Origin of the sequence: Xanthomonas sp. AM6 (assembly GCF_025665335.1) — a bacterium.
Taxonomy (GTDB): domain Bacteria; phylum Pseudomonadota; class Gammaproteobacteria; order Xanthomonadales; family Xanthomonadaceae; genus Xanthomonas_A.
This window is the reverse complement of record NZ_CP106869.1, coordinates 2,873,126-2,886,250: the sequence shown is the minus strand read 5'-3', so window position 1 is coordinate 2,886,250 and position 13,125 is coordinate 2,873,126. Positions and strand designations below refer to the sequence as shown.

At 71.2% G+C, this 13,125-nt stretch carries 9 protein-coding genes; 7 read left to right on the top strand and 2 right to left on the bottom strand.

The window, feature by feature from the left end; translation table 11 throughout:
* The first annotated feature begins 3 nt into the window (after nucleotides 1–3).
* Nucleotides 4–1,248 carry a lipoprotein-releasing ABC transporter permease subunit gene (locus OCJ37_RS12130; protein WP_263109695.1) on the top strand — a complete coding sequence of 415 codons (1,245 nt, stop codon included), beginning with the start codon at nucleotides 4–6 and terminating at the stop codon, nucleotides 1,246–1,248.
* Nucleotides 1,241–1,975 (top strand): lipoprotein-releasing ABC transporter ATP-binding protein LolD, encoded by a 735-nt coding sequence (gene lolD / locus OCJ37_RS12125; RefSeq protein ID WP_263109693.1) that lies wholly within the window; start codon nucleotides 1,241–1,243, stop codon nucleotides 1,973–1,975. The genes OCJ37_RS12130 and lolD overlap by 8 nt, the downstream gene beginning before the upstream one ends.
* A gap of 673 nt (nucleotides 1,976–2,648) precedes the next feature.
* Here lolD and OCJ37_RS12120 read toward each other — a convergent pair.
* The gene (locus tag OCJ37_RS12120; RefSeq protein WP_263109692.1) at nucleotides 2,649–3,713 is read right to left on the bottom strand and encodes an SDR family oxidoreductase; all 1,065 of its coding nucleotides are present in this window, start codon (nucleotides 3,711–3,713) and stop codon (nucleotides 2,649–2,651) included.
* 470 nt (nucleotides 3,714–4,183) lie between these two features.
* Here OCJ37_RS12120 and OCJ37_RS12115 point away from each other — a divergent pair, with 470 nt between their 5' ends.
* The 5 genes from OCJ37_RS12115 to lpxK are packed head-to-tail and all read left to right on the top strand — an operon-like array spanning nucleotide 4,184 to nucleotide 10,468.
* Entirely contained in the window at nucleotides 4,184–6,691 is a 2,508-nt protein-coding gene (locus OCJ37_RS12115) for a DNA internalization-related competence protein ComEC/Rec2 (RefSeq protein ID WP_263109690.1), read from the top strand.
* Nucleotides 6,585–7,262, top strand: coding sequence for a MotA/TolQ/ExbB proton channel family protein (locus OCJ37_RS12110; RefSeq protein ID WP_263113672.1), 678 nt, complete (start codon nucleotides 6,585–6,587; stop codon nucleotides 7,260–7,262). Before OCJ37_RS12115 ends, OCJ37_RS12110 begins: the two co-directional genes overlap by 107 nt.
* A gap of 4 nt (nucleotides 7,263–7,266) precedes the next feature.
* Nucleotides 7,267–7,689, top strand: coding sequence for an ExbD/TolR family protein (locus tag OCJ37_RS12105; RefSeq protein ID WP_263109688.1), 423 nt, complete (start codon nucleotides 7,267–7,269; stop codon nucleotides 7,687–7,689).
* Between the two features lie 8 nt (nucleotides 7,690–7,697).
* Entirely contained in the window at nucleotides 7,698–9,434 is a 1,737-nt protein-coding gene (gene msbA, locus OCJ37_RS12100; protein ID WP_263113671.1) for a lipid A export permease/ATP-binding protein MsbA, read from the top strand.
* Entirely contained in the window at nucleotides 9,434–10,468 is a 1,035-nt protein-coding gene (gene lpxK / locus OCJ37_RS12095; protein ID WP_263109687.1) for a tetraacyldisaccharide 4'-kinase, read from the top strand. The genes msbA and lpxK overlap by 1 nt, the downstream gene beginning before the upstream one ends.
* 438 nt (nucleotides 10,469–10,906) lie before the next feature.
* Here the strand turns inward: lpxK and OCJ37_RS12090 are convergent, their stop codons facing one another.
* Entirely contained in the window at nucleotides 10,907–13,021 is a 2,115-nt protein-coding gene (locus OCJ37_RS12090) for a TonB-dependent siderophore receptor (protein WP_263109685.1), read from the bottom strand.
* Nucleotides 13,022–13,125: the final 104 nt, after the last annotated feature.

Here is a 13,125-nt window from a genome sequence, read left to right as displayed (position 1 = left end):
CGCATGTTCAAACCCTTATCCGTGGCCATCGGCCTGCGCTATCTGCGCGCCAAGCGCCGCAACAACTTCATCTCCTTCATCTCGATGGCCTCGATCCTCGGCATCGCCCTGGGCGTGACCGTGCTGATCACCACGCTGGCGGTGATGAGCGGTTTCCAGAAGGAGATCCGCGACCGCCTGCTGCAGATGGCCGCGCACGCCACGGTCAGCGCGCAGGGCGCGCCGATGCAGGACTGGCAACACGCGGTGGACGTGGCCACGCGCGACCCGCGCGTGGCCGGCGCCGCGCCGTACGTGGAAGAAGAAGCGCTGCTCACCGGGCAGCGCAACCAGCCGGCGATCGTGCGCGGCATCCTGCCCAGCGAAGAGGCCAAGGTCTCGGTGCTGGCGCAGAAGATGAAGCAGGGCTCGATCGACAGCCTCACGCCCGGCTCCTACAACATCCTGCTCGGCCAGGAACTGGCGCTGTGGCTGGGCGTGGGCGTGGGCGACAAGGTGGTGGTGATGCTCGGCGAACCGCAGGCCAGCCCGATGGGCATGGTGCCGCGCTACAAGCGCTTCACCGTCAGCGGCATCTTCGAGGCCGGCTACAACGAGATCGACCGCGGCCTGGCGGTGACCAGCATGCCGGACCTGCAGCGCGTGCTGCGCCTCGGCGACGGCGTCACCGGCGTGCGCCTGAAACTGCACAACATGGACCTGGCCTGGGACGTGGCCCGCGACCTGGCGCTGAACCTGCACGGCCCGTACATGGTCAGCGACTGGACCCGCGAGAACGCCAACCTGTACCAGTCGCTGAAGATGGAAAAGACGGTGATGGGCATCCTGCTGTCGCTGATCATCGCGATGGGCGCGTTCAACCTGGTGTCCTCGCAGGTGATGCTGGTCACCGACAAGCAGGCCGACATCGCCATCCTGCGCACGCTGGGGCTGAGCCCGGGCGGGGTGATGCAGGTGTTCATGGTGCAGGGCACGCTGATCGGCGTGATCGGCACCGTGGCCGGGGTGATCGGCGGCATCGTGCTGACCCTGAACCTGGAGCGGATCCTGGCCGGCATCGAGGCGCTGTTCAACATCAAGCTGCTGCCGGAGGATGTGTACTACATCACCGGCCTGCCGACCGACATGCAGCCGCACGACGTGGTGGTGATCACCATCGTCGCGCTGCTGATGAGCTTCCTGGCCACGCTGTATCCGGCCTGGCGCGCGGCGCGCACGCAGCCGGCGGAGGCGCTGCGCTATGAATGAGGGCCGGGAGTCGGGAATGCAAAAGCCACAGCAGGCGGAGGCGGCGATCCGCGCCGAGGGGCTGGGCAAGACCTATGCCGAGGGCAAGATGCGCACGCCGGTGTTCGACGGGCTGGACCTGAGCGTGGCGCCGGGCGAGACCGTGGCCATCGTCGGCGCGTCCGGCGCCGGCAAGAGCACGCTGCTGCACCTGCTCGGCGGCCTCGACGTGCCCACCGAAGGCGAGGTGTACGTGGCCGGGCAGCGCATGTCGGCGCTGTCGGACGCGGCGCGCGGCCAGCTGCGCAACCGCTCGCTCGGCTTCGTCTACCAGTTCCATCACCTGCTGCCGGAATTCACCGCGCTGGAGAACGTGATGATGCCGGTGCTGCTCGGCGGCGCCGAGGTCAAGGACGCGGCCGCGCGCGCGCGCGCCTTGCTCGAATCGGTGGGCCTGGGCCATCGCCTGGAGCACAAGCCGGGCGAGCTGTCCGGCGGCGAGCGCCAGCGCGCGGCGGTGGCGCGCGCGCTGGTCAACCGCCCGGCCTGCGTGCTCGGCGACGAGCCGACCGGCAACCTCGACGACAAGACCGCGGCCAACGTGTTCGCGCTGATGCTCGAGCTCAACCGCGCGCACGGCACCAGCCTGGCGTTGGTCACCCACGACCGCAGCCTGGCGCGCAAGCTCGACCGCGTGCTGGAACTGCACCAGGGCAAGCTGCGCGAACTGGCGCCTGCCGACGTGTAGCAGGGCGTGTGCCGACTCGGAACGCGCGTCGCTATGGCCGCGACCGGTCGGTCACGATCAATGCATCCCGGGAGCATGGCGGTTCGGCTCCTGCAGTGCGCCCAGCGCGCAGGCCGCAAGCCACCGTGGGAGCGACTTCAGTCGCGACGAAGGGAGCTATCCAGCCATCCGGCTTCGGACACAGTCGGGATTGACGTTCCTCCCACGGTGCACCCAGCCGTCGGCCGCAAGCCCTTGTAGGAGCGGCTTCAGCCGCGACGAGCGAAGCCGGGGGATGCACCGGCTCCGGCAATCGGTCAGCGCTGAACACCTGGCCGCAGCGCACGCGACACGTGGGCCGCGAGCTCCTTGTGGAGCGGCTCGAGCTGCAACGAGTGCAGTCCGGCACCACGCTCGTTTCGGCGATCGGTCGCGGCTGAAGCCGCTCCTACAGTGCCCCCGCGTGTCGGCCGCGTGCTCCTCACGGGCCGCGTGCCCTTGTGGGAGCGGCTTCAGCCGCGACGAGCGAAGCCGGGGTTCTTCCGGCGGCGGAACTGGTCGGGGCGATGGGCCGAGGCTGTTCCGCAATGGGGAGAGCGACATCGGATGAAGGCCGCTCAAAGCCTGCCCATTCGACAATCCCGTACCGACAGTTTCCCGGCTGTGCCGATTCGGTCCGCCGAGGCCGCGCTCCTCAGGGAATCAGCCGCTGCGCGCGCAGCCGCGTGAACAGTTCCAGGAACGAGGCGCGGCTGTCGTAGTGGTCGAGGAAGCCGAGATCGCGGCTCTTGGTCATGTCGTTGACGCACTCGATCTCGCGGCCGAGGTCGGCATCGGTATGCCACCACGACGCCAGCTGGTCCACGTCCGCCTGCACCAGCGCGTGGCGGGCGGCGATGTCGCGCCATTGCGCCGGCGCGGTGTGCTTCAGGCGCGGCTCCAGCGGCATCGGCGCCTCGGGATACGGCGCCGCCTCCAGGCCGAAGAACGCGGCGATCTCGCCCCACATCCAGCGCCAGCGGAACACGTCGCCGTTGACCGTGTTGAACGCCTGGTCGCGCGCGGCCGGGCTGGTCGCGGCCCAGGCCAGCTGGCGGCCGAGCAGGCCGGCGTCGGTGAGGTCGGTGAGGCTGTCCCATTGCGCGCGCGAGCCGGGGAACATGAACGGCTGCCCGCTGTGCTTGCACAGCGTCGCGTACACCGCCAGGGTCACGCCCATGTTCATCGCGTTGCTGCCGTTGGCCTGGCCGATCATGGTGTGCGAGCGGTGCACGCTCCAGCCGAAACCATGGCGCGCGGCGGCGTCGAACAGCAGGTCTTCCAGCGTGTAGTAGAAATTCTCGCCCGGCTGGCGCGGCTCGCTCTCGCGGAACGGCGTCTCCGCCTTGCCGCTGCCGTAGTGCTCGAACGAGCCCAGGTAGTGCTTGGTGCCGGTGACCAGCGCCATGTGCTGCAGCGTGGCGCCGTCCAGGCCTTCGCACAGGTGGCGCAGCATCGCGCCGTTGGCGGCGACGTTCTCCCGCTCGGTGTCGCGCCGGGTCCAGGTGCAGAAGAACACGTGGGTGATCGGAAGCCCGCGCAATGCGGCGACGGTCGCCTCGCGGTCCAGCAGGTCGGCCGCCACCGGAATCACGCCTTCCTGCGCGACCGGACGGCGCGCCAGTCCATAGACGGTCCAGCCGTCCGCGACCAGCACCCTGGCCAGGTTGTAGCCGGAGATGCCGGTGACCCCGACCACCAGTGCGATGCCCTTGCGCATGTGCGGATTCCTCTCAAGCAAACCGCCACGCTAGCGGTATGCCGATGAACATGCGGAGAAAGCGGCTGGAGCGACGTTGCAATGCCCAGGGCCGCGATCTCGATACGCGGCTCGAGCCCGGCTACCGCCTCTTTCTCCACCAGCGCCTGGGTTTCTTGACGCGGCCGGCGCCGTGGCCGCTGCTGCACGGGTTCGCGCGATCCGGCCGCGCCCGGCGCGATGTGGCAGGGCTGCCGCATCGCGACGATGCCGCGCTGGATGCGTACCCGGCCACGTTCGAGGCGAATTCCTACGCGGCGTCCAGGGCTTGGCCGATGGCGCGCGTCAGGGCGGTGCGCGAGCCTGTCGATGCAGTCCCGCTGTGGTCGTCGCCGTCTGTCGCGGCTGCCGTCATCCGTGCACTGCACCGTCCCATGCCAAGGAGCGGCGATCGCATGCACTGTCCCACATCTGCCAGCGGCCAGGTCCCCATGCCGGCTTCGCGCGGCATCGCGGTCGCGCCGTTCGGCATCGCCGTCGCCGCCAGCCTGGCCGCCGGCGTGCTGGCGGCATTGTGGCTGCCGCGGCTGGCACCCTGGCCGCTGTCGCTGGCGCTGCTGCTCGGCGGCGGCGCAGTGTGGGGCGGCCTGCCGCGCTGGCGCTGGCTGGGCGCGTTCGCCTTGGGCTGCGGCTGGCTGGGGCTGGTCGCCGGCATGGTGTTGGCGCGGCAACTGCCCGCCGCCTGGGAGAAGCGCGTGGCCACGCTGAGCGGGCAGGTGGTGGAACTGCCGCAGGCCGAGGTCCGGCGCACGTGGTTCCTGTTCCGGGTGGACGCCGATGCCGCCCAACCGGCGCCGCTGCGCGGGCGCCTGCTGCAACTGGCCTGGTACGACGACTTCGGCGCGCATGTCCCCGGCCCGCGCACCGCGCTGCATGCCGGCGCGCGCTGGCGGCTGAGCGTGCGCCTGCGCGCGCCGCGCGGGCTCAGCAATCCCGGCGGTTTCGATGCCGAAGCGTATGCACTGGCGCAGCGGATCGGCGCCAGCGGCTACGTCGTCGCGCCGCGCGCCGCGACCGAACTGGCGCCCGGGCGCGGCATCGATGCCTGGCGCGAACGCATGTCGGCACGGATCGCGGCCGCGGTGCCGCGCGCGTCGGCGCGCTACGTGCAGGCGCTGGCGCTCGGCGACACGCGCATGCTGGACGACCGCGACTGGCGCATCCTGCGCGCCGCCGGGCTGACCCACCTGATCGCCATTTCCGGTTTCCATGTCGGCCTGGTCGCCGGCGCGTTCGCGCTGCTCGGCGGCGGCCTGTGGCGGCTGTGGCCGCCCCTGGGCCGGCACTGGCCGCGGCGCCAGGCCGCGGCATTGCTGGCGGTGCTCGGTGCCGGCGGCTACACCTTGCTGTCGGGCATGGCACTGCCGACCGTGCGCACCGCACTGATGATCGCGGTGGTGGTGGCCGCGCGGCTGTGGCGGCGCCCGGTGCGAGTGGCCGATGCGCTGGCGCTGGCGGCGATCGTCATGCTCGCCTTCGATTCGCTGGCGGTGTTGTCGGCCGGCTTCTGGCTGAGCTTCCTCGGCGTGGCCTGGCTGGCCTGGTGCATGCCGGTCGCGGGCGGCGGCTGGCGCGGGAAGCTGCGCGAATTCCTGTCGGCGCAGGGCGTGGCCACGCTGGGGCTGCTGCCGCTGAGCACCATGCTGTTCGGCCAGGCCTCGGCGGCCGGGCCGTTCGCCAACCTGCTGGCGATCCCGTGGTGGAGCCTGGTGGTGGTGCCGCTGGCGCTGCTCGGCACCGCGCTGGAAGCGCTGCACGCCGGTGCCGGGCGTTGGGCCTGGCGCGCGGCGGCGTGGTGCTTCGACCTGTCCTGGCCGTGGTTCAGCGCGCTGGGCGAAAGCCGCTTCGCGCTGTGGTGGCTGCCGGAGGCGCGCGACTGGGCGTTGCCGCTGGCGCTGCTGGGCGCGTTCTGGCTGTTGCTGCCGCGCGCGGTCCCGGGCAAGCCGCTGGCGGCCCTGCTGTGGCTGCCGCTGTTCTGGCCGCCGCTGGAGCGGCCGGCGGCGGGCGAGGTGGAACTGGTGATGATCGACGTCGGCCAGGGCCTGTCGGTGCTGGTGCGCACCGCGCGGCACCAGTTGCTGTACGACGCCGGCCCGGCGATCCAGGACGGCTACGACGCCGGCGAGCGCGCGGTGGTGCCGGCGCTGCACGCGCTGGGCGTGGCGCGGCTGGACCGGGCGGTGATCAGCCATGGCGACAACGACCATGCCGGCGGCTTCGACGCGGTCCGCGCGGCGTTGCCGGTCGGCCTGGCCGAGGCGCCGGCCGGCGCGCCGGTGCGGGTGGACCGGCCATGCCTGGCCGGGACGGCCTGGGAATGGGACGGGGTGCGCTTCCGGTTCCTGCATCCCACGCCCGGGTTTCCCTACCTGGCCAACGAGTCGAGCTGCGTGTTGCGGGTGGAAAGCGCGCATGGCGCGATGCTGCTGACCGGCGACATCGGCGAGGTCGTGGAGAGCCGCCTGCTGCGCCAGGCGCCGCAGGACCTGCGCGCCGAGGTGGTGCTGGCGCCGCATCACGGCAGCGCGCATTCCTCGCAGCCGGCCTTCGTCGCCGCCACCGGCGCGCGGCTGGCGCTGGTCTCGGCTGGCTACGGCAATCGCTTCGGCCATCCGCGGCCGGCGGTGGTGGCGCGCTGGCAGGCGGCCGGGACCGAGGTCGCGGCCACCCCGCAGGGCGGCGCGCTGCGCGTGTGGCTGGGACGCGCGGGCCTGCAGCTGCGCGAGCGGCGGCCCTGGCGGGGGCGGCTGTGGGATGCCGCGGAGCGGGCGCGGGCGGCTGCTATCCTATCGGCCAGTGAACGAACGGCCGAACGTGCCGGAGGGTTGCGACGTGTGGGAACTGGTCAAGGCCGGTGGCTGGCCGATGGTGCCGTTGCTGCTGTTGGGCGTGGTCGCGCTGGCGATCGTCCTGGAGCGGTTCTGGAGCCTGCGCCGTAGCGAAGTGCTGCCGCCGGGGCTGGGCCAGGAAGTGCGCAACTGGGCCACGCGCGGCAAGCTCGACCCGACCCACATCGAGTCGTTGCGGCACAACTCGCCGCTGGGCGCGCTGCTCGCCGCCGGGCTGGACGTGCGCAACCGGCCGCGCGAGATCGTCCGCGAGCGGATCGAGGACACCGGCCGCCACGTCGTGCACCGCATGGAGCGGTTCCTGAACGCGTTGGGCACGGTCGCCTCGGCCGGGCCGCTGCTCGGCCTGCTCGGCACCGTGGTCGGCATGATCCAGATGTTCCTGGGCATCCTCGACCACGGCGTCGGCGACGTGAACCAGCTCGCCGGCGGCATCGGCAAGGCGCTGGTGTGCACCGCCACCGGCATGATCATCGCGGTGCCGGCGCTGGTCTTCCATCGCTACTTCAAGGGCCGCATCGCCGGCTACATCATCGAGATGGAGCAGGAAGCCACCGCGCTCAGCGACGTCCTCGACGGCCACGGCCGCCCCGGCGCGCCGGGGCCGACCGCGGCGCGCCCGGCATCGCGTCCTGGCGCCGCCGCGCCGGCCAAGGGCTGAGCCGGTGCGGATCCGCGACGACCGCGGCCAGGACGAGCCGCACATCGACCTGGTGCCCCTGATCGACGTCATCCTTGTCCTGATCATCTTCTTCGTTGTGACCACCACCTTCGACGCCCGTTCCACCTTGCAACTGCAGCTGCCCAACGCCAGCGACCAGCACAATCCGGCGCCGCCGCGCGCGCTGAGCGTGCTGGTCAATGCCGACGGGCACTATTTCGTCAACGACCAGGAAGTGCTGCGCACCGACGTGGAGTCGGTCAAGCGCAGCATCGCCCAGGTCGCCGGCGACGACCGCGAGCAGCCGGTGCTGCTGCGCGCCGATGCGCGCACCCCATACCAGGCCGTGGTCACCGCGCAGGACGCGCTGGGCCAGCTCGGCTTCCGCCGCATCGCCATCGCCACCGCGCCGGAAGTCAGGCAGTGAGCGGCAAGATGGCACCGGTCTGGCCGATCTACCGTCGGCTGCTCGGATATACCCGCGCCTATTGGGTGATGCTGGCCGCCGCGCTGGTGGCGATGGTGGTGGAAGCCACCGCCGGCTACTTCTTCACCCGGCTGATGGACCCGCTGGTCAACCGCGGCTTCGTCAATCCCGAGGCGCGCATGGCGGTGCTGCTGCCGCTGGCGATCCTGGGCCTGTTCGTGATGCGCAGCTTCGCCACCTTCGTCGGCGACTACTGCATGGCGCGCACCGGGCGCAGCGTGGTGCGCGACCTGCGCGAGCAGGTGCTGGCCAAGTACCTGCACCTGCCGTCCTCGCACTTCGACGGCGAGGCCACGCCGGTGATGGTCAGCCGGCTGAACTTCGATACCGAGCAGGTCACCCAGGCCGCCGCCGATGCGTTGAAGACCATCGTCGCCGACACCCTGACCATCTTCTACATGCTGGTGGTGATGCTGCAGATGAGCGTCAAGGTGACCCTGGCGCTGCTGGTGGTGGCGCCGCTGATCGGGGTCATCGTGTCCTACGTCGGCAAGCGCTACCGCAAGATCAGCCGCGGCATCCAGGACGGCATGGGCTCGATGGCGCAGAGCGCCGAGCAGTCGCTGAGCGCGCAGCAGGAAGTGAAGGTGCACGGCACCCAGTCGCTGGAGATCTCGCGCTACGCGGCGCTGGCCAACCGCATGCTGGGCCTGAACATGAAGGTCGAGACCACCCGCGCGCTGGCCTCGAGCATGGTCCAGTTCCTGGCCGCGGTGGCGCTGGCGGCGATCGTCTGGGTCGCCACCCGCGAGGCGCTGGCCGGGCGCCTGAACCCGGGCCAGTTCATCGCGCTGATGACCTCGATGATGGCGATCATTCCCTCGCTGCGCCGGCTGACCAGCGTGCAGACCTCGATCTCGCGCGGCGTGGCCGCGGCCGAGCGGCTGTTCTCGATCCTGGACACGCCGGAAGAGCGCGACAGCGGCAGCGTGTCGGTGCAGCGCGTGCGCGGCGAACTGGAGTTCGACCGGGTGATGCTGCGCTACCGCGACGACGGCGGGCTGGCGCTGGACGACATCAGCTTCAGCGCCAGGCCGGGCACGGTCACCGCCATCGTCGGCCGGTCCGGCAGCGGCAAGACCAGCCTGGTGCGGCTGGTGCCGCGCTTCTACGAACCCAGCGGCGGCCGCATCACCCTGGACGGGGTGCCGCTGCACGACTACCGCCTGCACGACCTGCGCCGGCAGATCGCGCTGGTCGGACAGCGGGTGATGCTGTTCGACGACACCATCGCCGCCAACATCGCCTACGGCACCGAGGCCAGCGAGGCGCAGATCCGCGCCGCGGCCGAGGCGGCCAACGCCTGGGAGTTCATCGAGCGGCTGCCGCTGCAGCTGCAAACGCCGGTCGGCGAGAACGGCGCGCTGCTGTCCGGCGGCCAGCGCCAGCGCCTGGCGATCGCGCGCGCGATCCTGCGCGACGCGCCGATCCTGATCCTGGACGAGGCCACCGCCGCGCTGGACAACGAATCCGAGCGGCTGGTGCAGGACGCGCTGCACCGGCTGATGCCCGAGCGCACCACGCTGGTCATCGCGCACCGCCTGTCCACCATCGAACACGCCGACCAGGTGCTGGTGATGGACCACGGCCGCATCGTCGAGCGCGGCACCCACCACGCGCTGCTGGCGCAGGGCGGCCTGTACGCGCACCTGCACAGCATGCAGTTCCGCGAAAGGCAGGCCTGATGAGCGGTCGTGGTCCGCACACGCCCGGCTACTGGTACGGCCAGGGCACGCCGCCGCTGTACGCGCGCCTGCTGACCCCGGTGTACGCGGCGGCGATCGGCCTGCGCCGCGCGCTGTACCGGCGCGGCTGGCGCAGGCGCTACAGCGTCGCGGTGCCGGTGGTGGTGGTCGGCAACCTCACCGCCGGCGGCACCGGCAAGACCCCGCTGACCATCGCGCTGGTGCGCAAGCTGCAGGAGGCCGGCTGGAAGCCCGGCGTCGCCACCCGCGGCTACGGCCGCAGCCAGGACCAGGTCGCGCGCTGGATCGAGCCGGGCACCACGCCGGAACTGGGCGGCGACGAGCCGGTGCTGATCGCGCACAAGACCGGCGCGCCGGTGCGGGTGGACCGCGACCGCGTGGCCGCCGCGCGCGCGCTGCTGCAGGCCGGCTGCGACATCGTGGTCTGCGACGACGGCCTGCAGCACTACCGGCTGCAGCGCGACATCGAGATCGAAGTGGTCGACGGCCATCGCCGCTACGGCAACGGCCGCCTGCTGCCGGCCGGTCCGTTGCGCGAGCCGGCCACGCGCGGCCGCGAATGCGATTTCCGGGTCATCAACCTGGGCCAGGCCAGCGATGCCGGCGAGGTCCAGGCCGGCTTCGGCGAATGGGCGATGCGCCTGCGCATCGACAGCGCGCAGCCGCTGCAGGGCGGCCGCGCGCGGCCGCTGCGCAGTTTAGCCGGGCAGCGCGTGCACGCCGTCGCCGGCATCGCCCATCCGCAGCGCTTCTTCGACATGCTGCGCGCGCACGGCATCGGCGTGGTGCCGCACGCGTTTCCCGACCACCACCGCTATCGCGCCGCCGACCTGTCGTTCGGCAGCGAGCTGCCGGTGCTGATGACCGAGAAGGACGCGGTCAAGTGCGCGTCGCTGGTCAACGACTGGTGCTTCAGCGTGCCGCTGGTGGCGGAGCTGCCGGCCGCGTTCTGGATCGGCCTGCTCGACCGCCTGGACAAGCTGCGCGGGCGGGCCGGCGACGCCGCCGAGTAAGTGGCGGCGTGCGCTGCGCGCATGCGCAGCCGGCGAAGACCGGGGCAGGGAGGAACTGGTCCGCAGCGTCGCCAGGCGCGATACCCGCCGCGCTGCCCGCGCGCAGCGCCGGAACGCCTCGACGCGTGCCGGGCGGATGCTCGGCATCGTCGCGATCGCTGCACGCGCAGGCCGAGAAACGCGGTTGCCTATGCGCAGATCGTATCGCGTGCCTGCCGGCTTCGGATTCGGCGGGCTTTGTCGGCAAGTCGGGTCGCGACTGAAGTCGCTCCTACAGGGGGTGCTCCGGGATCGCCGTTTCCGTGCGCATCGATCCGATCATCCCCGACCCAGGCATGCACTGAGCGAGGACGGAATGCGCCGCGTGGCGAGAACGGCATGCCGCGCTCGCCTTGGGCGGGCATCACCATGCGGCGATGCCCGTCCACGGCGCTGCGGTCAGAACCGGTAGTCCAGCGACAGCGCGGTGTTGCGCGGCGCGCCGTAGTAGCCCTGCGCCCAATACAGGCTGTTGATGTACTTGCGGTCGGTGACGTTGTACACGTTGAGCGTGGCGCTGAGCTGCGGGGTGAAGTCGTAGTGCGCCATCAATCCGAGCAGCGCATAGCTGTCCTGCCGGGTGAAGATCGCGTTGCCGCTGGTGTCCAGCGCCTGCTGGTCGCGGTAGATGTCGCCCTGCCAGGTCAGCGTCGCGCCCAGTTTCAGCGCTTCCCACTGCGGCACGCTGTAGGTGGTGGCGAGCTTGAAGGTGCGGCGCGGCACGTAGGTGCGCACGTTGCGGCCGGCGTCGTCCTCGATGCTCAGCTGGGTGTAGCCGGCGTTGAGTTGCCAGTGGTCGCCGAGCCGGCCGGCGAGGTCGAACTCGTAGCCGGTGGAGGTCGCGTCCACGGGGTGGTAGGTCTGCAGCGTGCCGACGAAGGCATCGGCCTCGGCAGTGTTGTCCTGCTTGGCGCGGAACAGGGCGAACGAGGCGCTGACCCGCTGCTGCAGCCATTGGCCCTTGATGCCCAGTTCGGCATTGCTGCCGGTGATCGGGTCCAGCACCTGCAGGTTGCGGTCCAGCTCGGTCTGCGGATTGAAGATCTCCGCGTAGCTGGCGTACAGCGCGTAGTCCGGATCGAAGGTGTACACCGCGCCGACGAACGGGGTGGTCTTGCTGGCGTCGTACACGTGCTGCACGCCGTAGCTCTGGCCGCGGCTCTCGATCCGGGTGTGGTTGACGCCGGTGATCAGCTTCAGCGCGTCGCTCAGGTTCCAGCGCGCGGTGGCGTAGGCGCTGCGGCGGGTGATGTCGAAGTCGGCCGTGTCGGAATAGGCGTCGAAGGCCGGCCTGGGGTAGTCGCCGCTCCAGTCCTGCAGCGGCGGCAGGGCGGTGCCGATGTCGTTGCTGTACCACGAGAGCTGATCGGCCTGCACGCGGCCCCATTTGACCCCGACCACCAGCTCGTGCGCGCGGCCGCCGAGCGCGAACGGGCCGCTCGCGTAGAGGTCGGCGTACTTCTGCGTCTCCTCGCTGCCGTACTGCGAAGGATAGGAGTACAGGCCCAGGCCGGTGTCGCGGTCCGGGGTGCCGTAGACGTAGAACAGCTGGCTGTCGTTGTCGAGCCTGCGGTAGTTCAGTGCGGCCTTGAGCTGCCAGTCCGCGCCCAGCGCCTGCTGCAGTTCCACGAACGCGCGCTTGTCCTTGGTCGTCCAGTACGACCAGTCGGCCGAGGTGCTGGTGGAGCGGGCGTAGTCGGTGGCGCTGCCGTCGCTGTAGAACAACGGCAGCGCGCCCCACATGCCGCCGGTGGATTCGTTCTTCTGGTAGCTGGCGCCGACGCTGAGGCGGGTGCTGTCGCCGAGGTCGGCCTCGACGATGCCGTAGAAGCTCTGCTTGTTCAGCGCATAGCGGTCCAGGTAGCTGTCGCCGTCCTGGCCGACGGCGACGAAGCGCCCGCGCACGCTGCCGCTGGCGTTGAGCCGGCCGGCCAGGTCGGCGTCGACGCGGCGCATGTCCCAGCTGCCCACGGTCACCCCGGCGCTGCCCTGCAGGTCCTCGGTGGGGCGCTTGCGCACGAAGTCGATCGTCGCCGACGGGTTGCCGGTCGAGGACAGCAGGCCGTTGGCGCCGCGCAGCACGTCCACGCGCTCGTACATCGCCGTGTCCAGATCGCCTTCCGCGCCGCCGTTGGTGAACGGCAGGCCCAGTCCGTCCACCTGGAAATTGAGGATGTCGAAGCCGCGCGCGGTGTAGTAGGTGCGGTCGGTCTCGATCTTCTCGACGTTGACGCCGGTGGCCAGCGCCAGCACCGCGTTGGCGCTGTCCAGGCCGAAATCGTCCATCTGCGCACGGCCGATCGTACTCACCGACTGCGGCGTTTCCAGCGGGCTCAGCAGCAGGCCGGTCCCGGCCGCGCTGGCCGGCGCGGTGTAGCCGTCGGCGCGCTGGGCGACCACGTCGAGCTTGTCCAGCAGCTTCGGCGCGCTGGCGCCGTCGGTCGTCGCGTCCGTCGCCGCGTCCGCCGCGGTGGCGCTGGCCGCCAATGGCGCGAGCAGCGCGGCCAGTGCCAAGCACAGGGCCTGGCGGCGAACGGGGATGCGGGGCGGCCGGGCGGCGGAGCGAGCGGGGAGGTTCATCGGCGGGGTCTATAGAATGGAGGGAGAGGCGAACGCCA